This window comes from Rhodococcus sp. AH-ZY2, from assembly GCF_030916465.1.
Classification (GTDB): Bacteria; Actinomycetota; Actinomycetes; order Mycobacteriales; family Mycobacteriaceae; genus Rhodococcus; species Rhodococcus ruber.
Map to the genome: position 1 here is coordinate 696,181 of NZ_CP126458.1, position 24,195 is coordinate 720,375.

The 24,195-nt window shown below is 71.3% G+C and carries 25 protein-coding genes and 1 tRNA gene; 16 read left to right on the forward strand and 10 right to left on the reverse strand.

Annotation, left to right across the window (positions count from 1 at the left end):
- The first annotated feature begins 68 nt into the window (after positions 1-68).
- On the forward strand, positions 69-2,330 hold the full coding sequence (locus QNA09_RS04220; protein ID WP_119699487.1) for an ATP-dependent DNA ligase: 2,262 nt from the start codon (positions 69-71) through the stop codon (positions 2,328-2,330).
- Between the two features lie 32 nt (positions 2,331-2,362).
- Here the strand turns inward: QNA09_RS04220 and QNA09_RS04225 are convergent, their stop codons facing one another.
- Complete coding sequence (locus QNA09_RS04225) at positions 2,363-3,067, reverse strand: MerR family transcriptional regulator (protein WP_010593089.1); 705 nt, start codon at positions 3,065-3,067, stop codon at positions 2,363-2,365.
- 113 nt (positions 3,068-3,180) lie between these two features.
- Between QNA09_RS04225 and QNA09_RS04230 the strand changes: the two genes are divergently transcribed.
- The 3 genes from QNA09_RS04230 (at position 3,181) to QNA09_RS04240 (ending at position 5,862) form a co-directional block, all read left to right on the forward strand.
- Positions 3,181-4,398, forward strand: a complete 1,218-nt coding sequence (locus QNA09_RS04230) for an erythromycin esterase family protein (protein WP_119699488.1) — start codon at positions 3,181-3,183, stop codon at positions 4,396-4,398.
- A gap of 297 nt (positions 4,399-4,695) precedes the next feature.
- On the forward strand, positions 4,696-5,463 hold the full coding sequence (gene mddA, locus QNA09_RS04235) for a methanethiol S-methyltransferase (protein ID WP_119699489.1): 768 nt from the start codon (positions 4,696-4,698) through the stop codon (positions 5,461-5,463).
- A gap of 69 nt (positions 5,464-5,532) precedes the next feature.
- Positions 5,533-5,862 (forward strand): YnfA family protein, encoded by a 330-nt coding sequence (locus QNA09_RS04240; protein ID WP_010593086.1) that lies wholly within the window; start codon positions 5,533-5,535, stop codon positions 5,860-5,862.
- Positions 5,863-5,874: 12 nt separating this feature from the next.
- On the opposite strand, the gene QNA09_RS04245 is transcribed toward QNA09_RS04240, so the two are convergent.
- The 3 genes from QNA09_RS04245 to QNA09_RS04255 form a co-directional block, all read right to left on the reverse strand.
- Entirely contained in the window at positions 5,875-6,333 is a 459-nt protein-coding gene (locus tag QNA09_RS04245; RefSeq protein WP_119699490.1) for a hypothetical protein, read from the reverse strand.
- Positions 6,334-6,482: 149 nt separating this feature from the next.
- Positions 6,483-7,247 carry an amidohydrolase family protein gene (locus tag QNA09_RS04250; RefSeq protein ID WP_017679401.1) on the reverse strand — a complete coding sequence of 255 codons (765 nt, stop codon included), beginning with the start codon at positions 7,245-7,247 and terminating at the stop codon, positions 6,483-6,485.
- On the reverse strand, positions 7,244-8,539 hold the full coding sequence (locus QNA09_RS04255; RefSeq protein ID WP_010593083.1) for a lactate 2-monooxygenase: 1,296 nt from the start codon (positions 8,537-8,539) through the stop codon (positions 7,244-7,246). The genes QNA09_RS04250 and QNA09_RS04255 overlap by 4 nt, the downstream gene beginning before the upstream one ends.
- A 200-nt stretch (positions 8,540-8,739) precedes the next feature.
- On the opposite strand from QNA09_RS04255, the gene QNA09_RS04260 reads away from it, so the two are divergent.
- From QNA09_RS04260 to QNA09_RS04275, 4 genes are all read left to right on the forward strand, one after another.
- Entirely contained in the window at positions 8,740-9,054 is a 315-nt protein-coding gene (locus QNA09_RS04260) for a rhodanese-like domain-containing protein (protein WP_010593082.1), read from the forward strand.
- Positions 9,051-9,410, forward strand: coding sequence for a rhodanese-like domain-containing protein (locus QNA09_RS04265; protein ID WP_010593081.1), 360 nt, complete (start codon positions 9,051-9,053; stop codon positions 9,408-9,410). Before QNA09_RS04260 ends, QNA09_RS04265 begins: the two co-directional genes overlap by 4 nt.
- Positions 9,411-9,525: 115 nt before the next feature.
- Positions 9,526-9,810 carry a metal-sensitive transcriptional regulator gene (locus QNA09_RS04270; RefSeq protein WP_040274363.1) on the forward strand — a complete coding sequence of 95 codons (285 nt, stop codon included), beginning with the start codon at positions 9,526-9,528 and terminating at the stop codon, positions 9,808-9,810.
- Between the two features lie 25 nt (positions 9,811-9,835).
- A complete protein-coding gene (locus QNA09_RS04275; RefSeq protein WP_010593079.1) occupies positions 9,836-10,234 on the forward strand; it encodes a DUF302 domain-containing protein in 399 nt (132 codons plus the stop codon).
- A gap of 117 nt (positions 10,235-10,351) precedes the next feature.
- Here QNA09_RS04275 and rpe read toward each other — a convergent pair whose 3' ends face one another.
- Positions 10,352-11,071, reverse strand: coding sequence for a ribulose-phosphate 3-epimerase (rpe, locus tag QNA09_RS04280; RefSeq protein WP_010593078.1), 720 nt, complete (start codon positions 11,069-11,071; stop codon positions 10,352-10,354).
- Between the two features lie 98 nt (positions 11,072-11,169).
- On the opposite strand from rpe, the gene QNA09_RS04285 reads away from it, so the two are divergent.
- The 3 genes from QNA09_RS04285 (at position 11,170) to QNA09_RS04295 (ending at position 13,282) form a co-directional block, all read left to right on the forward strand.
- Positions 11,170-11,913, forward strand: coding sequence for a Clp protease N-terminal domain-containing protein (locus tag QNA09_RS04285; protein WP_048774081.1), 744 nt, complete (start codon positions 11,170-11,172; stop codon positions 11,911-11,913).
- Positions 11,914-12,003: 90 nt separating this feature from the next.
- Positions 12,004-12,762, forward strand: a complete 759-nt coding sequence (locus tag QNA09_RS04290) for a hypothetical protein (RefSeq protein ID WP_059174868.1) — start codon at positions 12,004-12,006, stop codon at positions 12,760-12,762.
- A complete protein-coding gene (locus QNA09_RS04295; RefSeq protein ID WP_048774076.1) occupies positions 12,755-13,282 on the forward strand; it encodes a nitroreductase family deazaflavin-dependent oxidoreductase in 528 nt (175 codons plus the stop codon). Before QNA09_RS04290 ends, QNA09_RS04295 begins: the two co-directional genes overlap by 8 nt.
- A gap of 38 nt (positions 13,283-13,320) precedes the next feature.
- On the opposite strand, the gene QNA09_RS04300 is transcribed toward QNA09_RS04295, so the two are convergent.
- Positions 13,321-13,393, reverse strand: a tRNA-Arg gene (locus tag QNA09_RS04300).
- Positions 13,394-13,798: 405 nt separating this feature from the next.
- On the opposite strand from QNA09_RS04300, the gene QNA09_RS04305 reads away from it, so the two are divergent.
- From QNA09_RS04305 to QNA09_RS04315, 3 genes are all read left to right on the forward strand, one after another.
- Positions 13,799-14,572, forward strand: a complete 774-nt coding sequence (locus QNA09_RS04305; protein ID WP_010593074.1) for a neutral zinc metallopeptidase — start codon at positions 13,799-13,801, stop codon at positions 14,570-14,572.
- Positions 14,573-14,890: 318 nt separating this feature from the next.
- Positions 14,891-15,715, forward strand: coding sequence for a M23 family metallopeptidase (locus QNA09_RS04310; protein ID WP_017679408.1), 825 nt, complete (start codon positions 14,891-14,893; stop codon positions 15,713-15,715).
- Positions 15,716-15,791: 76 nt separating this feature from the next.
- Positions 15,792-17,312: a glutamate-cysteine ligase family protein gene (locus QNA09_RS04315; RefSeq protein ID WP_059174867.1), complete on the forward strand. Its 1,521-nt coding sequence runs from the start codon at positions 15,792-15,794 to the stop codon at positions 17,310-17,312.
- Here QNA09_RS04315 and QNA09_RS04320 read toward each other — a convergent pair whose 3' ends face one another.
- From QNA09_RS04320 to QNA09_RS04335, 4 genes are all read right to left on the reverse strand, one after another.
- Positions 17,313-19,598, reverse strand: coding sequence for a M28 family peptidase (locus tag QNA09_RS04320; protein ID WP_119699491.1), 2,286 nt, complete (start codon positions 19,596-19,598; stop codon positions 17,313-17,315).
- 100 nt (positions 19,599-19,698) lie between these two features.
- On the reverse strand, positions 19,699-20,922 hold the full coding sequence (locus QNA09_RS04325; RefSeq protein ID WP_010593070.1) for a globin domain-containing protein: 1,224 nt from the start codon (positions 20,920-20,922) through the stop codon (positions 19,699-19,701).
- Between the two features lie 55 nt (positions 20,923-20,977).
- Positions 20,978-21,418 (reverse strand): Rrf2 family transcriptional regulator, encoded by a 441-nt coding sequence (locus tag QNA09_RS04330; RefSeq protein WP_010593069.1) that lies wholly within the window; start codon positions 21,416-21,418, stop codon positions 20,978-20,980.
- Positions 21,419-21,484: 66 nt separating this feature from the next.
- On the reverse strand, positions 21,485-21,937 hold the full coding sequence (locus tag QNA09_RS04335) for an HPP family protein (RefSeq protein WP_010593068.1): 453 nt from the start codon (positions 21,935-21,937) through the stop codon (positions 21,485-21,487).
- 147 nt (positions 21,938-22,084) lie between these two features.
- On the opposite strand from QNA09_RS04335, the gene QNA09_RS04340 reads away from it, so the two are divergent.
- Positions 22,085-23,035 (forward strand): universal stress protein, encoded by a 951-nt coding sequence (locus QNA09_RS04340; RefSeq protein WP_010593067.1) that lies wholly within the window; start codon positions 22,085-22,087, stop codon positions 23,033-23,035.
- 91 nt (positions 23,036-23,126) lie between these two features.
- Positions 23,127-24,167 carry an LLM class F420-dependent oxidoreductase gene (locus tag QNA09_RS04345; protein WP_010593066.1) on the forward strand — a complete coding sequence of 347 codons (1,041 nt, stop codon included), beginning with the start codon at positions 23,127-23,129 and terminating at the stop codon, positions 24,165-24,167.
- Positions 24,168-24,195: the final 28 nt, after the last annotated feature.

The window sequence follows — 24,195 nt, forward strand, 5'->3', positions numbered from 1 at the left end:
CGCGGGCGACACGCGGAGGCCGGCGCGAGAACTGCACGCTCGCCGGCCGCGCTCGGCACAATGAGGCGATGACGACCCGCACGTTCGAAGGCCGTCGTCTGAACCTGACGAACCTCGACAAGGTGCTCTACCCGGAGACGGGCACCACGAAGGCCGACGTGGTCGACTACTACGTGGCCGTGGCCCCGGTGATGCTGCCGCACGTCGCGGGCCGGCCCGGCACCCGCAAGCGCTGGCCCGAAGGTGTCGGCGGCGAGTCGTTCTTCGAGAAGAACGTCGCCTCCCACGCGCCGAAGTGGCTCACCCGTAAGACGGTTCACCACAAGCAGCGTTCGGTCACCTATCCGGTCTTCGACTCCGTCGCGGCGCTGGCCTGGCTCGGGCAGCAGGCGGCACTCGAATTGCACGTGCCGCAGTGGCGGTTCGCGGGTTCCGTTCCGGGCCCTGCGACGCGGATCGTGTTCGACCTCGACCCCGGGGAGGGGGTCACCCTGGTCCAGTGCGCCGAGGTGGCCCGGCTGGTGCGCGACATGGTCGGCGGGCTGGGCTGGCCGGCCTACCCGGTCACCAGCGGCAGCAAGGGGATACACCTGTATGTTCCGCTCGACCGCGAACTCGCCCCGGGTGGGGCGTCGGCCGTGGCGAAGCAGGTGGCGATCAACCTCGAGACTCTGCATCCGGACCTGGTCACCGCGACGATGGCCAAGGCCGCACGCGGCGGGCGGGTGTTCCTCGACTGGAGCCAGAACAACCAGGCCAAGACGACCATCGCCCCGTATTCCCTGCGCGGCCGCGAGCAACCGTGGGTCGCCGCGCCCCGCACCTGGGACGAACTCGACGATCCCGGGCTGCGCCAGTTGCGGTTCGACGAGGTGCTCGCGCGACTGGACACCGCTCCCGACCCGCTCGCCGACCTCGACCCGCCGCGGCCCGAGCCCGACGCCCTGACCGAGTACCGGGGCAAACGCGACCCGTCCCGCACGCCCGAACCCGTTCCCGCCGCCGTGGGTTCCGGGCCGGGCAACGCCTTCGTCATCCAGGAACACCATGCCCGCCGGCTGCACTACGACCTGAGGCTCGAACGCGACGGGGTGCTCGCGTCGTGGGCGGTACCGAAGAACCTGCCGGACGACCCGGGCCGCAACAACCTCGCGGTGCGCACCGAGGATCATCCGCTCGAGTACCTCACCTTCCACGGCGTCATCCCCAAGGGGGAGTACGGCGCCGGCAGCATGACGATCTGGGACACCGGCAGCTACGAGACCGAGAAGTGGCGCGACGACGAGGTGATCGTGCGCCTGCACGGCGCGCGGGTGCGGGGCCGGTACGCGCTGATCCGCACGGCGGGCAACCAGTGGCTCGCCCACCGCATGAAAGACCAGGGCGGACAGGCGGGTCCGCCCTCGGGATTTCCGCGCGACCTCGAGCCCATGCTCGCGACACCGGGTGAGGTGACCGGTCTCGACGCCGACGAATGGGCCTTCGAAGGGAAGTGGGACGGCTACCGCGCCGTGGCCGAGATCGAGAACGGGCAGCTGCGGCTGCATTCGCGCTCCGGCCGCGACATCACCGGCGACTACCCCGCCCTCGCCGACCTCACCCGCGTCCTCGACGGACACGACGTCGTCCTCGACGGGGAGGTGGTCGCGTGCGACCCCGGCGGAGTCACGAGCTTTCCGTTGCTGCGGACCGGCGGCACCCCGCAGTACTTCGTGTTCGACGTCCTCTACCTCGACGGGGTGACCCTGTACCGCAAGCCCTACGCCGACCGGCGACGCGTGCTCGACGCGCTCGCGGCCGCGACCGACGGGCTGGTCGTGCCGGACTTGCTGCGCGGCAACGGATCCGAGGCGCTCGAGGAGAGCACCCGGCGCGGCTGGGAAGGTGTGGTGGCCAAGCGGCGGAACTCGGTGTACGTGCCGGGCCGGCGCAGCCCCGACTGGGTGAAGTCGAAGAACTGGCTCACTCAGGACGTCGTCATCGGTGGCTGGCGCCTCGGGAAGGGGGCTCGTGCCGGCACCTTCGGCTCGCTGCTGGTCGGCGTGCACGGCGAGGCCGGGCTGGAGTACGTCGGCCGTGTCGGCACCGGCTTCGACGAACCCGAGCTCGCCGATCTGTCGGTCGCCCTGGCCGGTCTGCGGCGCCGCACCACCCCCTTCGCCGGTGACGTTCCGCGCGAGGACGCGCGGGACGCTGTGTGGGTGACCCCGAAACTGGTGGGGGAGGTGCGGTTCCGGGAATGGACCGACGCCGGCAAGCTCTGGCATCCGAGCTGGCGCGGGCTGCGCGACGACATCGACCCCCAGGACGTGAAGAGGCCCGCGCAGTAGAAACCGGATCCGTGGCCGCGCGGGGTCGTCGGCTACGTCTGCCGTGCCCGCTCGAGCATCGTGAGGTAGGTGTCGAGCTGGGCCGCGCCGGCGAGAAGAGCGCGGCTGCGCGTGGTCAGCCGGTCCTGCCAGGCGTCGAGAAAAGCCGTCGACGCGGCGGCGCCGTCTGCCGTGCGCAGGGAGTCGACGAACCGGGCGACCTGGGTCAGCGGATAGCCGCCCCGCCGCAGCTGCCGTGCGATCTCGGCATCGCGCACGCACTCCGGCCCGTATTCGCGGTAGCCCGTGGCCCGGTCGCGGTCGGGCCGCAGAATGCCGTGGGATTCCCAGGTGCGCAACGTGGCCGGGTGCACGCGGAGCCGGCGCGCGAGCTCACCCACCGTCAGCGGTCGACCGCGCACGGGGGTCGATGTCGCGGTGGCCAGGGCGTCCAGAGCGGTCGCCACCTCGATGCGGGTGTCACGTTCGGCGAGCAGCGCGGCGTGCGCGGCATCGACGAGCCGGTAGGCGGATTCGGTGTCGCCGCGATTGGTCGCGTGCATGATCTCCGTCGCCGGCCGGTGTCCGTGGCCCCCGCGCAACGCGAGGAAGGTGCGCAGCGCCTGTGCATGCAGGGGCGTGTAGCGCCGGTAGCCGGCCTCGCTGCGCTCGGTCGGGGGGAAGACTCCCGCGTCGTCGTAGTTGCGGATCGCCTGTGCGGACAACCCGTGTTGCCGGGCCAGGTCGACGGGTCGCACCGCGCACCTCCGGTTTGAAGGTTCGATCTGCCGATCGCAGGTCGAGTTCGCAGAAGCTTCACTCGATTCTTCAACGATAGCGTCGAGGGCAGTTCCTTCCGTAAAGGAGTGTCATGTCATCTGCCGTATCACTGCGCGGGATCGGCCGTCCGCTCGACGACCCGGCCGGCGTGGACCGTGCCCTCGACGACCTGCTCGCCGCGCGGAGCGAGCCGCCGGTCCTGTTGGCCCTCGGTGAGCCGACCCACGGGATCGAGGCGTTCCCGCTGCTGCGTAACGAACTGCTCGCTCACCTCGTCGAACGGGGGTTCCGGTCGATCGTTCTGGAGACCGACTTCTTCGCCGCCTCCGTCGTCGACGACTACGCGGCCGGGGCGCCAGGAGAGATCGACACGGTGCTCGCGACCGGATTCAGCCACGGGTTCGGCGCCGTGCCGGGAAACCGGGAACTCGTGGAGTGGCTCCGCGCGCACAACGCCGGGTGCGCGCCGCAGGATCGGGTTCGCTTCCACGGCTTCGATGCGCCGGTGGAGTACTCCGGTGCACCGAGCCCGCGACACACCCTGGTCCGGGCCGGGGACTACCTGCCCGCGGCGCTGCGCCCCCGATCGGTCCACGACCTCGACGCCCTCCTCGGCGAGGACGCGGACTGGACCGACCAGGCGGCCATGTTCGACCCGGCGGCGTCCGTCGGCGATTCCGATCGTGCCCGCGCTCTGCGCGTTGTCGCCGACGACATCGCCGGCGCGCTGCGGCGCGCGGCACCGGCCCTGCGTGCCGCCGACCCGGCCGGTTACGACCGGGCCGTCGCGCACGCGCGCACCGCCCGGGGCCTGTTGCGCTACCACGCGGCCATGGCCCATCCCGCCCCCGACCGCATCGCCACCCTGCTCGGCGTGCGCGCCGAGATGATGGCCGAGAACCTGCTCGCGATCGTCGCGCAGGAGCGGCGACGCGGACCCGTCCTGGTGTTCGCGCACAACGTGCACCTGCAACGCGCGCAGTCCCGCATGCAGGCCGGCGAGGACGGGGCGCAGTGGGGAAGCGCCGGCGCGCACGTCGGGCTCGCCCTCGGCGAGCGCTACCTCGTCGTGGCGACCGACGCCGCCCCGCACAGCGAGCCGGGCACCCTTCAGCGTGTGCTGACCGAGGCGACGACCCGACGCGCCCTGTTCCCGGCGCCGGCTCTGCGCGCCGCGCTCGACCCGTCGATCGTCCCGGGCCCACCGATCGTGCCCGGCCACATCCCGCTGGGCCCGGCCGACCTGGACGGCGCCGACGCGATCGTCTTCGTCGCCGACACCGACGGAAAGCGGCACCGGTACTGGTAGCCATCGCAGCGGGCCTGCGGCACGCCGTCCGGACACCCTGCGCGGCAGAGCGTCTCGCGCACAGGCTCCGGCGCGCCCGCACGGGGAAGAACTCGCTCGCATCTTCGGAATTCGCCCAGGCCACGGCGTGGGCAGATACCGAAAGTGCGAGCAAGTCCGGGCGGTGGACGACCGCCGGGGTGCCGGAAAACTCACCCCGGGGTGCCTGTCCTCCTCCGCCGCGTCGGCGCACCGTGGTCACACGGCACATCCGCCGACTGTGGCACGGGCGCCGCGCCCGGAGGAGGAAGGTTCACGATGTTGCAGACGACCGACAGGGGTGGCCTGAGCCGTACCCTGATGACCGCGTACGGCGCGGTCGCCTACGCCGTGTTCTTCGCGGTGTTCCTGTACTCGATCGGGTGGGTCGAAGGTCTCGTGGTGCCCCGCACCATCGACGAGGGGCCGCAGACGCCCGTCGTCGTGGCCGTGATGGTGAACCTGGCCCTGTTGTCCGTGTTCGCCGTTCAGCATTCGGTGATGGCCCGGCCGTGGTTCAAGCGCCGGTGGACCCGCATCGTCCCGCAACCGATCGAACGCTCCACGTTCGTACTGTTCGCCACCGCCGCCCTCGCGCTGGTGATGTGGCAGTGGCGTCCGCTGCCACAGGAGGTCTGGGACGTGGACGCGACCCCGGTGCGCGTGGCCCTGTACGCGGTGTCGTTCGCCGGATGGGGTCTCGTGCTCGCATCGACGTTCGCGATCGACCACTCCGACCTGTTCGGCCTGCGCCAGGTGCTGCGGAACTTCGCCGGGAAGTCGCCGGCCGAAGCCGAGTTCCGCACCCCGATGCTGTACCGGGTGGTGCGCCATCCGCTGTATCTGGGTTTCCTGATCGCGTTCTGGGTGGCGCCGACGATGAGCGTGGGGCACCTGCTGTTCGCCGCCGTCACCACCGGATACATCCTCGTCGCACTGCGGTTCGAGGAACACGATCTGACCGAGACGTTCGGCGACCGGTACCGCGACTACAGCGCCCGCGTGCCCCGGCTGGTACCGCGCCCGCGCGCGGTGAGCCGAACCTGACCATGTTCCGGGCCGGCTCCGGTGCGGGCACCCCGCACTGGAGCCGTGCAACGCCGTAGGGTGCTTCGCGTGAGTATCGCGAAGTCCCTCGCCCTGTTCGCCGTGGCGGCGCTGTTCGAGATCGGCGGCGCCTGGCTCGTGTGGCAGGGGATCCGGGAACAGCGCGGCTGGATCTGGGTCGGGGCCGGGGTGATCGCGCTCGGCGCGTACGGGATGGTGGCAACGCTGCAGCCGGATGCGAACTTCGGCCGCATCCTGGCCGCCTACGGCGGAGTGTTCGTCGCCGGATCCCTCGGGTGGGCGATGATCGTCGACGGCTTCCGCCCCGACCGGTGGGACGTGGCCGGAGCGCTCGTCTGTCTGCTCGGCGTGGCGCTGATCATGTACAGCCCGCGCTGAATTCCGACGAAGTCAGCCGACGGTCACCGTCCCCACGGCCGGTGTCGAATTGCAGATCGGGCCGCTGCTCAGGTTCACCGAACCGAACACGGTGGTGAGCACGGTGCCCGGACCGGTGCTCACCACCTTCGCCAGGTTCGGGTACGTCCCCTCGAGGTCGACGATCCCCGCCTGGCCGGTGCTCTGATTGAGCCACGCGACCGACACCTGCCCGGCGGCAGGCATGGGACCCAGTCCCGGTGCGGTGGAGAACAGTACGTGCCCGGGTGGGATCCCGGGATTCGCCTCCGGTCCGGCCTGCGCGGTGACCGCCGTGATCGAGGCCAGGCTGCCCTGGTTGAGGCATCCGAAGGTCAGTGCCGTGCCGAGGGATTGGGGCGGTGCGGCGCCGGCGCTGCCGGCGAACAGGACGGCGGCCGCGATCGGCGCGGCGGTGGCGAGGATTGCTCGGGTGGTTCGGGCGGCGCTCATGCTGATGCTCCTGGGATCGGAATGTCACGTCCGGGTGCCGACCGCCGCGCCCCGCCGGCGGCGCGCCCCGCGCACCGAATGACGCCCCCGAGTGTAGATCGCGGACGGCGGAGCAGACGACGTTTCGCAGATCTTGGTTGCCGGGGATGTCAACGCACGCGGTAGAACTGCGCGGCATTGTCGTGGAGTGCCCGCGCGGCGAGTTCCGGGCCCAGGGTGTCGGTGACGATCTCGACGTCCGCGTCGAGGAACGGCCGCGGGGCCCGGGTGGACGGTAGATCGGTGCCGAACATCAGGGCGTGGGGATTCCGGTCGGCCACGGCGCGCAGCACGGGGGCGACGTCGAAGTCGACTCGGCCGAAACCGGTCGCCTTGACCCGGACCCCGCGGTCGACGAGTGCCGCCAGGTGGGGAAGTCCGGCGGCGGACAGGCCCAGGTGGTCGATGCTGACCGCGGGGAGGGCGGCGATCGTCCCGGTCAGGGTGGGCAGTGTGCGCGCGTCGACGTACAACTCGGTGTGCCAGCCGGCGACGTCGTGCACCCGGCGGGCGAGCGTGCCGAGGTGGTCGGCGGATTCCGAACCGCCGCGGCGCAGGTTGAACCGGATGCCCCGCACCCCGGCGTCGTTCAGCCGCGTGATCTCGTCGTCGGTCACGGTCGCCGGCAGCTGGGTGACTCCCACGAAGCCGGGTCCGAGCAGCGCGAGGGCGTCCAGCAGGTAGCTCTGGTCGAAGCCGTGGAAGGAGCCGGACACGACGACGCCACCGGTGACGCCGAGCCCGCGGACCCGCTCGAGATAGTCGGTCACCGTGAACGGCGGGGGCACGTATCCCTGGTTCGGGATCACCGGGAAGCGGGGATCGACGATGTGGAAGTGGGCGTCGAAGATCGGCATCCGGTGTGCACCGGTCACGTGCGGGTCACCGCGTCCGCGGTGATCTCCTTCACCGACGTCAGCCCGCTGAGCCCGAGCGTCAGGTCGAACTCGGCAATGATGTTCGCGACGGCGTCGCGGGCTCCGTCCCGGCCGCCGACGGCCAGGCCGTACAGGTGGGGGCGGCCGACGGTGACCGCGTCGGCGCCGAGCGCGAGCGCCTTGAACACATCCGATCCGGTGCGGATTCCGCTGTCGAGCAGTACCGGCACCCGGCTGTCGACGGCGGGGACGATGCCGACCAGGGCATCGAGGGCGGCGATCGCGCCGTCGACCTGGCGGCCGCCGTGGTTGGAGACGATGATGCCGTCGGCCCCGGCGTCGAGGGCACGGCGGGCGTCGTCCGGATGGAGGATGCCCTTGAGCAGCACGGGGAGATCGGTGCGTTCGCGCAGCGACTCGATCTCCGTCCACGTCAGGGAGGGTCGCGAGTAGATGTCGAGGAACGTCTCGACCGCGGCCCGGGGTTCGGGGGAGCGGAGGTTGTCGAGGAGGCGGCCGGGGTAGCGCCGGCTCATCGAGAGCAGTGACCTGATCGCGCCGAGGGTCACCTCCACCTCGGGACGGGCACCGGCGGCCGCCGCGATGCGGTCGCGGACGATGCGCACGAACGTCGGGTCCGAGGTGTACTGGGCGATCCCCTCGCCGCGGGCGAACGGCAGGGAACCGAGGTTGAGATCCTGCGGCCGCCAGCCCAGCAGGGTGGTGTCCAACGTGACGACCACGGCGTCCGCGCCGATCGCCTTCGCGCGGGCGAGCAGGCTGTCGACGAGGTCGTCGTCGCTGCTCCAGTACAACTGGAACCAGCGTGGGGCATCTCCCATCGCCGCCGCGGTGGCCTCCATCGGCGCGCAGCCCTGGTTGGAGAGGATGTAGGGCACACCGAGTTCGGCCGCCGCGCCACCGATCGCGACGTCGGCGTCGGGATGCGCGAGTTCGGCGGCGCCGACCGGCGCCAGCAGGACCGGGGCGGGCAGGGTGCGGCCGAACAGTTCGACGCTCAGGTCGCGGTGGGAGACGTCGCGCAGGACGCGGGGGACGATCTTCCAGCGGTCGAACGCCTCCCGGTTGGCGCGCATCGTCGCGCCTTCACCGGCGCCCCCGGCGATGTAGGCCCAGCCGCGGCGGCTCGTCTTCCGTCGCGCCAGACGTTCCAGCCCGGCGAAGTCGGTCGGCACCGGGGGAGTACGCCCGAGCACTCCGGCCCGGTAGATGACGTTCTGACGGGCACGGCCCGCGCCGGGCTGCGGCGCCACGGGTCCCTCGCTCATCGGCGATTCCTCCCAGGTGCATCGGGTCGGGGATCGTCTCGGACGCTACCGGAACGGTCGCGGCGCCGGACCCGGGCGGCCGTCGCCCGGGCGGGGACGGTGGACAGATCTGCATATACCCCCTAGGGTATGTAGTACCCCTCGGGGTATGAACCTCGAACGACGGCACGATGCCCACCGGTGTGGGCCGAGGAGTGGACATGAGGGAAATCGACATCACCGCATTCGCCGACGCGTGGAAGTCCGGCGCGACCGTGGTGGACGTGCGCGAGGACTACGAGTACGAGCAGGCGCACGTGCCCGGCGCCCAGTGGATTCCGCTCGGCGAACTCGGGTCCCGACTCGCCGAGATCCCGGGAGCCGACCTCGTCTACGTCGTCTGCGCCTCCGGTAATCGCAGCCTGCGCGGGGCGGACATCGTGTCCGCGTCCGGGCGGCCTGCGGTCTCGGTCGCCGGCGGCACCAAGGGCTGGCTGCGGGCCGGTCACCCGGTCGAGCAGGGTGGCACCCGATGAGCCTGCTCGAGAAGGTCAAGGCGCGCTTCGCCAAACCCTACGAGACGGTCGACGTCCGTCGCGCACGCGAGCTGCTCGAGGCCGGGGCGGTCCTCGTCGACGTGCGGTCCGCCGCCGAGTACCGGTCCGGGCACGCGCCCGTCGCACAGCACTGCGAGCTGTCCCAGGTCCCCACGCGCGCGGCGCGGATCGTCCGCAACCGGCCGGTGGTGTTCGTCTGTCACTCCGGCATGCGGTCGGCCAGCGCCGCGCGGATGTTCGCCCCGGAGGCGCAGGCGCCCGTGGCCTCGCTGCGTGGCGGCATGATCGCCTGGGAACGGGCCGGGGAGCGGGTGGTCAGGGGCGGTCGCCGCTGAAGGCGACGCCGGATCGAGCGGCCCGTGATCCGGGAGGCGGCATCGAGTCGGAAGGTGGGCGCGGGAATACCCCACGGGGTATGATGTGTTCATCTTCAGTATGAAGGGGCCGACCATGACAGTTAACACCGTGAATGCCGCAGAATCCACCACCCAGGTTCTCAACCGGCTGCGTCGCGCGCAGGGCCAGCTCGCCGGGGTCATCTCCATGATCGAGAGCGGGCGCGAGTGCCGCGAGGTGGTCACCCAGCTCGCCGCGGTCTCGCGTGCCCTGGACCGGGCCGGCTTCAAGATCGTCGCCACCCGGTTGCGGCAGTGCGTCCTCGACGAGCAGGACGACACCTGCGTCGACAAGCTGACCGAGGAGGAACTCGAGAAGCTCTTCCTCGCGCTCGCCTGACATCAGCGAATCACGAAGGAGCGCTATGACACTCGCCCTCGCCACCACGCTGCGCGCCCCGCTCGACGACGTCGTCGAGCGCACTCGTGCGGCACTGAAGGAGCAAGGCTTCGGGGTGCTCACCGAGATCGACATGCAGGCCACCCTGAAGACCAAGATCGACGTCGACATGGAGCCGTACGTCATTCTCGGGGCGTGCAACCCGCCGCTCGCGCACCGGGCCGTGTCGGCCAACCGGCAGATCGGGCTGCTGCTGCCGTGCAACGTCGTCGTCCGGCGCGATCCGGAGGACTCCGGCACGGTCCACGTCGAAGCCATGAATCCACAGTTGATGGTGCAGGTGGCCGAAGACCCCGAGCTGCAGCCGGTCGCCGACGAGGCCGCGCGGCGGCTGCAGGCGGCGATCGACGCGCTGGGCAGCTGAGCCGTCACGACGGGCGCCGGGATGTCTCTCGGCGCCCGTTTCGCGTTCGTCGCTGCCTCCCGTGTGCCACGGCCTCCCGTGTGTCACGGTCTCCCGTGTGTCACGGTCTCCCGTGTGTCACGGTCTCCCGTACGCCGTCCGGGCCTTCTCCCGCAGCAGGCGCACGGCGCGGGCCGGGTCGTCCGTGCCGTAGACGGCGGTGCCGGCCACGAAGCAGTCGGCACCGGCCGTCGCCGCAGCCCCGATGGTGTCGAGGTTCACCCCTCCGTCGACCTCGATGAGCAGGTCGAGTTCACCTGCGTCGACCAGGCGTCGCGCCGTGCGCACCTTGTGGAGCATCTCGGGAATGAACCGTTGACCGTTGAAACCCGGCGGCACGCTCATCACCAGGAGCGTGCCGAAGTGCGCGAGCGTGCCGAGGTGCGGTTCGAGCGGGGTCTGCGGTGCGAACGCGAGACCGGCACGGGCGCCGGCGGCTCGCAGGCGACCGGCGAGGGCGATCGGGTCGCGGGTCGCCTCGATGTGCACGGAGACGTTGTACGCGCCGGCCTCGGCGTAGTCGACTGCCCACCGGTCGGGGTCCTCGATCATCAGGTGACAGTCGAGCGGCAGCGGCGTGTGCCGGGCGAGGGACCGCACGACCGGCAGCCCGAAGGTGAGGTTGGGGACGAAGTGCCCGTCCATCACGTCGATGTGCAGCCAGTCGGCTCCGCGGTCGGATCCACCGGCCACGATCCGCGCCTCGTCCGCGAGACGCGCCAGGTCGCCCGAGGCCAGGCTGGGTGCGATGAGGGGCTCGCGGCGGCGGCCGGGGCCGGTGCGGACATCGGGGTCCATGCGACGACGGTACCCGGAGTCGGCGCACGTGGGAGGCACGCCGGAATCGTCGTCAACCGAGCGTTGACGAGCGTCATCCGTCAACCTATGGTTGACGAATGACGAATCCGATCCCCATGAGCAATCCCGTGCGGCTGGACGACCTCATCGACGCCATCGAGAAGGTCCACTCCGATGCCCTCGAACAACTGACGGACGCCGTTCTCGCCGCCGAGCATCTCGGAAAGGTCGCCGACCACCTGATCGGCCACTTCGTCGACCGGGCCCGTCGCTCCGGCGCGTCCTGGACCGACATCGGCCGCAGTATGGGCGTCACCAAGCAGGCGGCCCAGAAACGTTTCGTGCCCAAGGGGTCCGCCGATCTCGATTCCGAACAAGGCTTCAGCCGATTCACCGAACGTGCCCGGAACGTCGTCGTGGCGGCACAGAACGAGGCCCGGGCGGCCGGCAATGCCGAGATCGCCCCGGAGCATCTCGTGCTCGGTCTGCTGAGCGAACCCGAAGCCCTCGCGATGCGCGCGCTCGTCGCGCAGGATGTGTCGCCGGACGCGGTCCGTCGCGCCGTGGCGGCGACGCTCCCGCCGGCGACGGGGGATGTGCCCGACCTGATCCCCTACGACGCGCGCGCCCGGAAAGTGCTGGAACTGACCTTCCGGCAGGCGCTGCGGCTCGGGCACAACTACATCGGCACCGAGCACATCCTCCTCGCCCTGCTCGACCACGAGAACGGCAGCGGCGTTCTCGGCGGTCTCGGGGTGGACGCCGCCGCCGCCGAAGCGCATGTCGCCGAGGCCGTGGCGGCGGAACAGGCCGCGTACGAGTCGCACGGACGATCGGACTGAGCAGGTAGCTGTCCGCTCCGCAGCAGGAAACCGGCTCCGCCGCCTGCTCTTCGGTCTACCGTGGAGTCGAGTAAGCCGAGAGGGGGAGCAATGACCTACCCGCTCGTCGAGAAGACCCGGGAACGCTCGGAAACCGGGCGGCATCTCGTGACCGAGGACTACACGAAGACGCCGTCGCTCTGCCGACGCGGGGTGTGGGTCGGCCGGCAGATCGACTTCTCCGAAACCGTGCTGATCTCCTTCGAGCACGGCCACGAGGATCTGTCCGTCGGCTGGATCGTCGACGGCGCGGCGATCGTGCCGGCAAGCTACTACGCGCCGTGCCAGGGTGCGCCGGCGATCCGGTACCGGTGTCCCGGGGACGGTCGGAACCTGCACACCCTGTCGCTGATGAGTACACCCGGCAGCGACCGGGGCTGTGTGGACCTGCAGGTGGTGTTCACGCGTCCGCCACAGTGGAATCCGCTCGAGTACGGCCCCTCGACGAGGGTGTGCCTCCGGGGGCGGGTCGTCGAGTGGCCGTGGTACCTCCTGCAGCAGGAACAGGAATGCTGGGAGCGGTTTCGGAAGGTCTTCGAGAAGTACGTGGTGGTGCCCCGTCCGGTTCCCGCTCCGCCCGGCCCGGTGGAGCGGTGGATCGCCAGCCTTCGCGGCGACGAATCCGTGACGGTACGGGCGCACTTGGACACCGTCGAGCACCTGGACCCCGCGCGGGACGGCGACCTCTTCGCTGAACTACGTGCCGACCTCGCAGCGAGGTTCCTCCGGTGGGCGAACTCCGCGGACGGACCGGATGCCGACGGCCGCTCGGCCGACACGGCGAGCAAGGCCGATATCCCCCGTGAGTGACGAGGGTGGAGCTGCGACCGGCCGGTCCGTGCTCCGGCGACTGGCCGAGCGGGTGTACGACGGCGCCGTGCTCGTCGTCGACACAGCCTTCACGGTGGTGCGTGTCGCCGTGTGGCGCTCGCGTTGGAAGCCCGCCCTGACTGCCGTGCGCCGGTACAACAAGTCCGTCCTCAACCCGGTGATCCTGAAGAGGAGAGGGGCGACGGTCACCGCGGTGCACCACGTCGGCCGCCGATCCGGGAAGCCGTACGTCACCCCGGTCTGGGCGGAACGAGCCGGACAGTCGTTCTTCGTCCATCTGCCCTACGGCACCGACGTCGACTGGTGCCGCAACGTCCTGGCCGGTGGGGGCTGCACCCTCGAGCAGGCCGGCGTGCGCTACGACGTCGTCGCTCCCGTGATCGTGCCCGCAGCGGAAGCGGAACCGCATCTGACACCGGCATCGAGAAGGATGCACCGCCTGTTCGGCGTCCGGTCGTACCTGCGGCTCGACGTCGCCCCTGAAGCGAAGGTCGACTGATCCAGGGCCGGCAGCGGAACTCGGCCGGCGTTCCCGTGTGCCCCCGGCAGGATTCGAACCTGCGACACCGGCTTTAGGAGAGCCGTGCTCTATCCCCTGAGCTACGAGGGCGGCGCGCGGTGAACCGGTTCGATTCGATGCGCGGTGTGAGTGTAGCCGGGATCGGGGTACCGGTGTGAAACGGTCGCGGACCTGGGGCGCAGCGGTTGTACCCGCCCACTCCGCCCGGCCACTCCGCCCGACCGAATGTCACACGCCGTCGATCCAGCCGAACGCATGTGACATTCGGTCGGGCGCACCCCGGCGACGGCAGTCGGGCGCACCCCGGCGGCGGCAGTCGGGCGCACCCCGGCGGCGGCAGTCGGGCGCATCCCGGCGGAGGTGCGGCCAGTGATCCCGGGGGTGGGAAACGTCCCCCTCGGGGTGACGGGGCGCAGCCCGAAGAGCCCTGGATCGAGACCCCCGCACGCCGGAGGGTGGATCCGCAAGCCGAATCCTCGTCCCCCGGGAGTGCTCATGCCTCGTTCCGTTTCGTGCACGATCCGCCTCGCCGCCGTGGCCGTCGTCGCCGTGGTGCCCGCCCTCGGTGCCGTCGCTCCGGCCGCCGCGGAGGACGAGGCTGCACTGCAACAGCTTTCGCCCACGGCGGAGTGTCCGTTCGCCGCCGGGCCCACCGGGCAGTACACGACGGAGATGATGGGACCGTATGTGCAGTGCTTCCTTCCGTCGATCGAGTCGTGGATCGACGCCACCTATACGGACATGCCGCATCCGAACGCCTACTACGCGGTATCGGCCGGGAAGCCGGGGGAGGCGGCGCCCGGCTGCGCCTACGACGAGAACTCGCTGATGTACTGCGCGGCCGACCGCAGCCTCTACATCGGCGAGAAGGCGGCGAGGGAACTGGTGAGTGACTACGGGGAGATCGCCGTTGCCGCGGTGCTGAGCCATGAGGTGACGCATCACTTCCAGACGATGCTGGGGCTGCCGCAGCCCGACCCGGCAGAACCCAACAGCGCAATCCCGTACGAGAACCAGGCCGACTGCGGATCGGGCGCCTTCGTCGCGTACTCCGAACGGGATCTCGGCGTCACGATCGAGCAGGCCGACCTGGCATCACTGGGGCGGGCGTTCGCCGCGGTGGGGGAGGACAAGGGGCCGGAGCGCACCCACGGCACCGTCGAGCAGCGCATCCAGGCATTCGATACCGGCTACCTCAGCCCGTCGCCGACGCCGTTGCTCTCGTGCGTCGACTATGTCCCCGACGCGCCCCTCGCGTATGTCGGCTGAGGCGGCAGGCGAACCGCTGTGATCACAATCACATAACCGGAGGCGGCTCCGGCCGGTTGTGCGGGAGTGGGACGCGGCGTCGGGGTCCGGTGGACGCTTCCGCCGTGTCGTGCCCACCGCAGGACGGGTTTCCGCTGTTCACGAGGGCGCGGGAAGCGCGACAGCCGACGACGGCGCCGCGGCGTCGGCCGCCCTACCCACCGCGACGGTGTCCGAAACGTAACGCTGGCGCTGGCCTATATCGTTTTGTTACTTTGAGTCGCCAGAAACGGCCGGGGGTCACCCGGCGCGCAACGGACGACGGATGAGGTAGCAACTGTGGGACGGCACCAGCGGGCAGGCGACGAGGCGACCACCTTCGAGATGGACCTGTCCGGTGCGTCCTCCGGCCGCGGCCGGCACCGCGTCGAGCCCGCCGGCCCGTCGGCGCCCGTGAAGGCCGCCACCGTCGCCGCCGCCACCGGCGCCTTCTTCGCCGTCGGCGCGCAGCTCACCGCCGGCACGGCCAGTGCCGCCCCCGCCCCCGCTCAGACCGGCACGCTGCCCTTCGAGGTGCCCCAGGGTCTGCTGCCCGAGGGCTTCGAGCTCCCGCAGCTGCCCGGAGCGCCCGCCCCCGCCGACGAACACGGCCACGGGCATGCCGCCGCTCCCGCCCTGCCGCCGGAGCTCGACGCCCTGGTCGACCAGTTCGCCACGGGTCAGGGCTGGCTGAACAACCTCAACCCGGCCAAGCCCGCCACCGTGCAGCCCGTCTCGGGCACGCTCACCTCGGACTTCGGCCCCCGCTGGGGCAGCCACCACGGCGGCATCGACATCGCCGCCCCCATCGGCACCCCCATCAAGTCCGCCGCCGACGGCACCGTGCTCGACGCGGGCGCCGCTTCCGGCTACGGCCAGTGGGTGCGCGTCCTCAACGACGACGGCACCACCGCGGTCTACGGCCACGTGGACACCTACCAGGTCAGCGCCGGCCAGCGGGTCACCGCCGGTCAGCAGATCGCCACCGTCGGCAACCGGGGCTGGTCCACCGGACCGCACCTGCACTTCGAGGTGTGGGATCAGGCCGGCGGCAAGACCGACCCCAACGCCTGGCTCAGCACACGCGGCGTCGTCGCCGACTGGAGCAGCTACCGCGCCGTCTGACGCTCGCCCCCACCTGCGGTCGCTCGGCCGCTAGGCTGACGAATCATCACCTAGCGGGGGAGAGGGACACGGCTCCATGGGCACGCAGATCAAGGCTCGGTCCTTCACTCGCGCCGACCGGCGCGAGTTCCGCACCAAGGTGCAGGCCTGCCTGGCCGCCCTGGAGCGGATGCTGCGCGAAGGCGCCTTCACCGATGCGCGCGAACGCCCGGAGCCGCTCCTGGGCATGGAGATCGAGTTCAACCTCGTCCAGGACGACATGGAACCGGCCATGTGCAACCTCGAGGTGTTGCAGGCGATCGACGATCACGCCGTGTTCCAGACCGAGCTCGGCCAGTTCAACGTCGAGATGAACGTCGACCCCGGGCCGTTCGCCGGCGACGCCGTCCTCGACATCGAGAACTCCCTGCGCGAGTCGCTGCGCCGCGCCGACACGCGGATGCACCGGCAGGACGCCCAGCTCGTCATGATCGGCATGCTGCCGACGCTCGAGCTCGCCCACCTCGACCGGGAACGCATCACCGCCAATCCGCGCTACGAGGCCCTCAACGAGCAGATCTTCGCCGCGCGCGGCGAAGACATCGAACTCGATCTCGACGGCGTGCCCCTGCCCGGCCGCGACGGTGCCGAACAACTGCGGGCCGATGCCAACTCGGTCGTGCCGGAGGCGGCGTGCACGTCGCTGCAACTGCATCTGCGGGTGGCTCCGGAAGACTTCGCCGAACACTGGAACGCCGCCCAGTGCCTGGCCGGGGTGCAGGTGGCGCTCGCCGCCAACTCCCCGTTCCTCGCCGGCAAGGCGCTGTGGCACGAGAGCCGGATCCCGCTGTTCGCGCAGGCCACCGACACCCGCACTCAGGAGCTGAAGAACCAGGGGGTGCGCCCGCGGGTGTGGTTCGGCGAGCGCTGGATCGACTCGGTGACCGACCTGTTCGAGGAGAACTCGCGGTACTTTCCGGCACTGCTTCCCGAGGTCTCCGAGGTCGACCCGCTCGCCGAACTCGACGCCGGACGGACTCCGGGCCTGCGCGAGCTGCAGATGCACAACGGCACCATCTACCGCTGGAACCGGCCCGTCTACGACGTCGCCGACGACCACCCGCACCTGCGGCTCGAGAACCGGGTGCTGCCGGCGGGGCCGACGGTGCTCGACGTCATGGCCAACGCCGCGTTCTACTACGGGGCGCTGCGGGCTCTCGTCGACGCCGACGTGCCGCTGTGCCGGTTCATGAGCTTCGACGCCGCCCGCGAGAACCTCGGGATCGGGGCCAAGTACGGTCTCGACGCGCGGCTGTACTGGCCCGGACTGGGGTGGGTCGGAGCCGACGAACTCGTGCTGCGCCGGCTGCTGCCGATGGCGGACGCGGGGCTGACCGCCTTCGGCCTGTCGCAGCAGGCGCGGGACAGGTACCTGGGCATCATCGAGGGCCGGTGCCTGAACCGGCAGACCGGTGCGGCGTGGCAGCGCGCGCAGGTCGTCGAACGGGAGGACGCCGGCGCCGACCGGCGCACCGCCCTCCACGGAATGATGCGCGACTACATCCGGAACATGCTCGGTGGCAAGCCCGTTCACGAGTGGCCGCTCAGCGAGGTGTGATCACAACCGGACGGTCCGGGTCACCGCGACCGCCGGGGTGACCACGACCCGGTCGTCCGGAGCGCGGTATCCCGGGACCACGGTCAGCTCGTCGGTGACATCGGCGACGTGCAGCACGGTCGCACCGGAGCGCGGAACGACGGTCAGCCGCACCTCGATGCCCTCGGCCGGCGTCCCCGAGAACAGGAACCCGAACGGCGCGGCCGGTGCGGCGTTCCGGCCGGCCACCGCGGCCTCGCGCACCTCCGCGGTCGTCTCGTCCACCCACAGCCCGACCGTGGGCGCCCCGCGCGGCGACGTCAGCCGCAACGTCAGCGTCCGCTCGTCGCCGTCGGTGACGTCCGCGACGACGTCGAGCCCGGGCGCGGGCAGCGGCGCGGCCGGTGCCCGGCCGTGGGCGAACCTGGTCTCGCTGCGCCACGGGAACGCGTCCGGCAGGGTGGCCGGCGCCTCGGTCAACAGGGCGCGGCTCCAGTCCGACGCGGGGGCGCGCGGCGAGGCCCACACGGCGGCGCCGGTGTCGGCGTTCAGTGCGTAGAGGAGCTGTTCCTGCCGCGGCGGGGTGGCGCCGTCGCGGTTGACCCAGCCCCCGGCCGGCGCGGCCACCACCACGACCGCCGCGGCGGCGATCGCGGCGAGCCGCAGCTGCGACGGGTCGCCGGCGGCGTCGACGAGCGGCAGCGCCAGCGCGAACAGCACCGCGACGAACACGCCCGCGAGCGGCGCTCCGGTGAGCAGACCGGCGTCGAACGACGCGACCGCGCCGGGCACGAGCACCACGACCGCCGGCACGGTCCCGGCCACCGTCACGGGCGTCCGCCACCCGCGCCGGTCGGCCGGCAGCCGGTCCACGACGAGCGCGGCGACCGCGGCCGGCAGCGCCGGCAGGACCAGGACGGTCGCGACGCCCAGGAAGGGCAGCGCGGCCACGGCGGTGACCGCGACGGCGAGCAGCGCGCCCGTCGCGAACGCCGCCGGGCCGACGCGGCGGCGCACCGCCGGGTACGCCGCGAGCAGGACGGCGACGGCCGCGGCCACCGCGGCAACCTGATAGGGCACCGGCCGGTACGGTTCCCGCAGGACCGCCGAGGCCTGCCCGGGGGCGATCCGCAGCGCGAGCCACCACGGGACGAACGCCGCACCCGCCGCCGCGGCCGCCACGGCGATCGAGATCCCGCCCGATGCCGCGAGCCGGCCCGCCGAGGCGGTGCCGTCCCGGATCCGCCGGGCCACGAGGGCACCGGTGACGGCGGCGAGCAGCGCGGTCAGGGCGATCTCGAGCCAGCGGGGGAAGTGCACCGGTCCCCAGGGCAGGGTGACGACGACGTCGTCGCCGCCGGAACCGAGTTCGGCCAGGTCGATGGACGAGAATCGCTGTGCCGCAGCGAGGGTCGTTTCGCCCATGCGCTGCAGCGACGAGGTGTCGAGCCGGTCCGCGGTGTCGACGGGGCTGTGATAGTAGGCGCCGCCGCCGGCGACCGCGGTGTCCGCGGCGTGCAGGCCGGCCTCGGTGAGGCGGCGGAAGTCGGTGTCGTTGGGCAGCAACTCGAACGCCGTCTGGGTGAACGAGTCCGCGGTCGTGCCCGGCACGTCGGACAGCACACCCACGAGACCGGCGTTGGGTGAGGAGATCCGGAAGGTGACGGGGACGCCGCCGTTGCCGCGGGCCTCGTGGTTGAGCACCACGGTCGGCCGCGCGTCGGCCGGCTGCCGCCTCGTGTACTCCTCGGCGCCGAGCAGGCCGCGTTCCTCGCCGTCGGTGACGAGCACCGTCACGTCGTTCCGGGGACGGGGGCCGGCGGACAGGGCCCGGGCGGCCTCGAGGACCGTGGCGATTCCGATCCCGTCGTCGCCCGCGCCGGGGGAAGCGGGGACCGTGTCGTAGTGCGCGGCGAGCACGACGGAACCGGTGGGGTCGGTGCCCGGGAGGGTGGCGACCACGTTGGCGACCCGGCCGCCGCGCTGGGTGCCCTGCACGGCGGTGGTCGACCAGCCGACGCCGTCGTCGACGCGGGCGGCCCAGCCGAGTCCGTCGAGGACGCGGACCAGGTAGTCCCGCGCCGCGGCATGGCCGGCCGAGCCGGGCGGGCGCGGCTGCGCGGCCACCGCCTCGACGTGCGCCGTCGCGCGGGCGGCGCTGAACTCGGTCGGTGGGGTGTCGGCCGGCGCGGGCGCCACCGGGGTCCGCAGCGTGGCCGTGAGCGCGACGAGGAGCAGCACGAGCAGTCCGATCCGGACGGGACCGCGGGGCGTGTCCGCACGGGCGGGGACCGCGACGTCGTCCATGCGAGCGAGCCTAGCGCCGGATCGTGGAGACGACCGTGCCCCGGCCGGGGCCGGGGCACGGTCGCAGGGAACTCAGGCGCTGGGACTCAGGCGCTGGGACTCAGGCGCTGGGGGCCCAGCTGTCCGGGCCGAACACCTCGTAGTGGATGTTCTCGGCGGGCACGTTGCGCTCGATCAGGGCCTCGCGCAGCGAGAGCATGAACGGCAGCGGACCGCACAGGTACGCCTTGGTGTTCGGGTCGAGCGGCAGGTCCGACACGTCGGCCCGGCCCACGCGCACGGTCTCGAGCGGTTCGCGGGCACCGAGATCCTCGTACCAGCGGTGCACCTCGGCGGACGGGATGCGCTCGACGAGGGTGGCGAGTTCGTGCCGGTGGGCGTGGTTGGCGACGGAGCGGTCGGCGTGCAGCACCGAAACCTTGCGCTCGTCACCGGTTTCCGCCAGATGCGCGAGCATGCCGATCATCGGGGTGCAGCCGATGCCGGCGGAGGCCAGCAGCAGCGGGGCGCCGTCGTCGGGCAGCACCAGGTCGCCGAACGGCGTGGTCACCTGCAGATCGTCGCCTTCGAAGACGTTGTCGTACAGGAAGTTCGACACTTCACCGGCCGGCGCGACGGCGCCGTCGGGGGTGGTGGTCGCCAGGATCCGCTTGACGGTGATGCGCCAGTCTCCCTGCGACGGCGCGTTGGTCAGGCTGTACTGGCGGATCTGGCGGGCGCCGTCGGGGAGCACGACGCCCACCGAGAGGTACTGGCCCGGGCGGAAAGCAGGCAGCGGGGCGCCGTCGAGCGAGGTCAGGACGAACGAGACCGTGTCGGCGGACTGGTGCCGGCGCTCGGCGACGCGGACGGTGCGCCACACGTCGCCCGGTGCGACGCCCGCAGCCTTGTACAGGTCGTCCTCGAGCTTGATGAGGGTGTTGGCCATCAGCCAGTACAGCTCGTCCCAGGCCGCGGCGACCTCGGGGGTGACGGCTTCGCCGAGGACCTCCACGATGGCCTCGAACAGGTGCTTGTGGACGATCCAGTACTCGTCGGGCTTGATGCCGAGGGAGGCATGCTTGTGCGCGATGCGGGACAGGATGGCCTCGACCCGGGCGGGATCGGGGTCGAGTTGCAGGGTCGCGAACGCGGCGATGGAGCCGGCGAGGGCCTTCTGCTGTTCGCCCTGCTTCTGGTTGCCGCGGTTGAACAGGTTCCGCTCGAGCTCGGGGTGCGCGGCGAACATCTTCTTGTAGAACAGGGGGGTGATGTCGCCGATGGCGGCACCCACGGCGGGGAGGGTGGCGCGGATGACTTCCTTGGACTCGGCTGAGAGCGGCATCGTGGACTCCGTTTCGATCGGGCTGGGCGGGTTCGCGGGCTGTGGAACCCTGCGGTCAGACGGCGGGGCGGGTGAGTTCGAGCAGGACGGTGCGGGTGGGCGGGCGGGCGAGGTCGGCGACGGTGACGGCGTCGAGGGCGGTGTAGAACGCCTCCTGGGCGCGTCGCAGTGCGCCCCGGAGGCTGCACCCGGCGCGCAGCGGACACGGCTTGTCGCCCTCGCAGGCGACGACCTCGTTGTCGCCTTCGAGTTGCCGGGCGAGCCATCCGACGGTGGCGGACCGGCCGAGTTCGGTGATGGCCAGTCCGCCGCCGCGGCCGCGGCGGGTCGTGACGACGCCGAGTTCGCTCAGTCGTGCGACCACCTTGGTGGTGTGGGCGTACGACAACTCCAGTTGCTCGGCAACGCTTCTGGTACTGGGGGAGCTGTCGGGCGCGGCGGCCGCCAGGTACATGACAACTCTCAGTCCGAGATCGGTGAACTGGGTGAGTTGCATGAACCGAGACTAGATAATTGTCATCCCAAATGACAATTTAATGTGACGCAGATCGCTTTCCGGTCTTCAGTGCTCGAGCAGGGGAAGGATATTGCGCCAGCTGACGATTCCGATCGGCCGGCCGTCGCGCACCACCGGCACGGACCGCAGCCGCATCTGCAGCATCGCTCGCGCGATGTCGAACAGCTCCGCGTCCGCGTCGAGGGCGACGGGCGGCAGCGCCACCGCCCGCACCGTCAGCGGCCGGCGGATCGCGCTCACGATCGGCTCGGGCAGATCGGCATACACCGACAGCCGCGCCAGGTGCGCCCCCGCCAGGGCCTCCTCGGTGATCAGGCCGCACAACCGGCCGTACTCGTCCACCACCGGAAGTGTGGTGAAACCGTTGCGCGCCAGCACCTCCCCGGCCCGCTCCAAGGTGGCGTCCACCGTCACCGCCAGCACCGGCGTGCTCATCACGTCCGCCGCGCGGACCTTGCGGGCCGCGGCATCCGTCACGCGGATCGGACCACCGGACATGACGCGCCTCCTCTCCCCACGATTGTGGCCGCATCCTCCCCGCCGGACCAGTGGCTCCGGACTTCCCGGAGAAGGACCAAAGACCATTCCTGGCCCAGGGGGAGCGGGTTAACCTCGAGGCCGAGGACGATCCCTGCGACGAGAGCGGTGACCGACGTGAAGTTCCCCGGCAGCAAGACGCACCACGAACCCGCGCACGACGAGGCGGTGCGGTCGAACACCGTGGTGGTCGGGATCGACGGCTCTCCGGCCTCCGACGACGCCGTCCGGTGGGCCGCCGCGACCGCCGCCGACCGCGGGTTGCCGCTGCACATCGTGCACGCTCTGGACTTCGCCCCCAGCGGGTACAGCGGGGCGCCGTTCATCCAGACCGCGCAGGTCTTCGAATGGGTCGAGGACGAGGGCAAGACGCTGCTGCAACGGGCCGAGGAGGTCGCCCGCACCGTCGCGCCGGCGCTCGAGATCACCACCCGACTCGCCGCCACCGGCAGCGCCCGCTGGCTCATCGACCTGTCTGCCCACGCGCGCATGCTCGTGCTCGGTTCCTCCGGCACCGGCCGGGTGGGCGAGGCCCTGCTCGGCTCCACCCCCGTTTCCGTGGCCAGCCACGGCCGGTGCCCCGTCGTCGTCGTTCGCGGCGAGGCACCGGAGTCCCTGCCCGACACCCGGCCCGTCGTCGTCGGGGTCGACGGCAGCACCCTCAGCGAGAAGGCCGTGCACGCGGCGTTCGAGGAGGCCGGTCTGCGGGGTGTCGACCTGGTCGCGGTCCACGTGTGGAGCGACATGCGGCGCGGGACGTTCGACGAGGCCGTCGAGGTCTCGATCGATCCCGACGCGTTCGCGGAATCCGAGCAGGCCCTGCTCGCCGAGCGTCTCGCCGGATTCCACGACCGCTACCCCGACGTGAACGTGCGCCGCGAGGTGTACGTCGACGGGCCGCGCGCTCACCTGCTCGCCTGGTCCGAGAAGGCGCAGCTGCTGGTGGTCGGCAGCCGCGGACGCGGCGGATTCACCGGCATGCTGCTCGGTTCCACCAGCAACTCGCTGATCCGGGACGCCCACTGCCCCGTGATGGTCGTGCGCCCCGACGAGTCCTGAGGATCGGTGCCGCGCCCCGGCGGTAGGGTACCGGGAAAACGGTACGAGCGTGCCCGTCCGGGCACGCACCAACGGATCACGGGGTATGCCGATGCGCATCGGGATGGGACTGAACTACAGCGGCGGCTTCGCCGAGACGGCGGCGGAGGTGGCCGATCTGGAACGGGCCGGCCTCGACATCATCTTCGTGCCGGAGGCGTACTCGTTCGACGCGGTCAGTCAGCTCGGCTACCTCGCGGCCAAGACCGAACGACTCGAGCTGGCCTCGGGCATCTTCCAGATCTACACCCGCACGCCGAGCCTGACCGCGATGACCGCCGCAGGACTGGACTACGTCTCCGACGGCCGTTTCGTCCTGGGGATCGGTGCGTCCGGCCCGCAGGTCATCGAGGGATTCCACGGCGTCAAGTACGACGCGCCGCTCGGCCGCACCCGGGAGCTCGTCGACATCTGCCGTCAGGTGTGGCGCCGGGAAAAGGTCGAATACCAGGGCAAGTACTACCAGATCCCGCTGCCGCCGGAGAAGGGCACCGGGCTCGGCAAACCGCTCAAGCTCATCAACCACCCGGTGCGGGAACGCATCCCCGTCCTGATCGCCGCGATCGGCCCCAAGAACGTCGAGATGACCGCCGAGATCGCCGAGGGCTGGGAGCCGATCTTCTTCCATCCGGAGAAGGCCGCCGACGTCTGGGGCGATTCCCTCGCGCGCGGCAAGGCCAAGCGCGACCCCTCGCTGGGCGACCTGCAGGTCTACGTCGGGGCCGCCCTCGCGATCGGTGACGACGTCGACTTCCTCCTCGACTTCGTGCGCCCGCACCTGGCGTTGTACATCGGCGGCATGGGTGCGAAGGGGAAGAACTTCTACAACGATCTCGCCGTCCGCTACGGCTACGCGAAGGAAGCAGAGACCATTCAGGACCTGTACCTCGCCGGCCGCAAGGAGGAGGCGGCCGCCGCAGTGCCCGACGACCTCGTGCGGGCCGTCTCGCTGATCGGCCCCGAGAGTTACGTCCGGGAGCGGGTCGCCGCGTTCGCCGAAGCCGGCGTCACCACCCTCACCGTCACCCCGATCGCGGAGAACACCGCCGGCCGGGTCCGACTGATCGAACAGCTGCGGGAGATCTGCAACTGACGCTCGCGAGAACCGGGCCGCCGGCCCG

Coding starts and splice junctions, on each gene's coding strand:
- QNA09_RS04220 (WP_119699487.1), top strand. CDS start 69: ATGACGACCCGCACGTTCGAAGGCCGTCGTCTGAACCTGACGAACCTC.
- QNA09_RS04230 (WP_119699488.1), top strand. CDS start 3,181: ATGTCATCTGCCGTATCACTGCGCGGGATCGGCCGTCCGCTCGACGAC.
- mddA (WP_119699489.1), top strand. CDS start 4,696: ATGTTGCAGACGACCGACAGGGGTGGCCTGAGCCGTACCCTGATGACC.
- QNA09_RS04245 (WP_119699490.1), bottom strand. CDS start 6,333: ATGAGCGCCGCCCGAACCACCCGAGCAATCCTCGCCACCGCCGCGCCG.
- QNA09_RS04255 (WP_010593083.1), bottom strand. CDS start 8,539: ATGAGCGAGGGACCCGTGGCGCCGCAGCCCGGCGCGGGCCGTGCCCGT.
- QNA09_RS04260 (WP_010593082.1), top strand. CDS start 8,740: ATGAGGGAAATCGACATCACCGCATTCGCCGACGCGTGGAAGTCCGGC.
- QNA09_RS04265 (WP_010593081.1), top strand. CDS start 9,051: ATGAGCCTGCTCGAGAAGGTCAAGGCGCGCTTCGCCAAACCCTACGAG.
- QNA09_RS04270 (WP_040274363.1), top strand. CDS start 9,526: ATGACAGTTAACACCGTGAATGCCGCAGAATCCACCACCCAGGTTCTC.
- QNA09_RS04275 (WP_010593079.1), top strand. CDS start 9,836: ATGACACTCGCCCTCGCCACCACGCTGCGCGCCCCGCTCGACGACGTC.
- rpe (WP_010593078.1), bottom strand. CDS start 11,071: ATGGACCCCGATGTCCGCACCGGCCCCGGCCGCCGCCGCGAGCCCCTC.
- QNA09_RS04285 (WP_048774081.1), top strand. CDS start 11,170: ATGACGAATCCGATCCCCATGAGCAATCCCGTGCGGCTGGACGACCTC.
- QNA09_RS04290 (WP_059174868.1), top strand. CDS start 12,004: ATGACCTACCCGCTCGTCGAGAAGACCCGGGAACGCTCGGAAACCGGG.
- QNA09_RS04305 (WP_010593074.1), top strand. CDS start 13,799: ATGCCTCGTTCCGTTTCGTGCACGATCCGCCTCGCCGCCGTGGCCGTC.
- QNA09_RS04315 (WP_059174867.1), top strand. CDS start 15,792: ATGGGCACGCAGATCAAGGCTCGGTCCTTCACTCGCGCCGACCGGCGC.
- QNA09_RS04320 (WP_119699491.1), bottom strand. CDS start 19,598: ATGGACGACGTCGCGGTCCCCGCCCGTGCGGACACGCCCCGCGGTCCC.
- QNA09_RS04325 (WP_010593070.1), bottom strand. CDS start 20,922: ATGCCGCTCTCAGCCGAGTCCAAGGAAGTCATCCGCGCCACCCTCCCC.
- QNA09_RS04330 (WP_010593069.1), bottom strand. CDS start 21,418: ATGCAACTCACCCAGTTCACCGATCTCGGACTGAGAGTTGTCATGTAC.
- QNA09_RS04335 (WP_010593068.1), bottom strand. CDS start 21,937: ATGTCCGGTGGTCCGATCCGCGTGACGGATGCCGCGGCCCGCAAGGTC.
- QNA09_RS04345 (WP_010593066.1), top strand. CDS start 23,127: ATGCGCATCGGGATGGGACTGAACTACAGCGGCGGCTTCGCCGAGACG.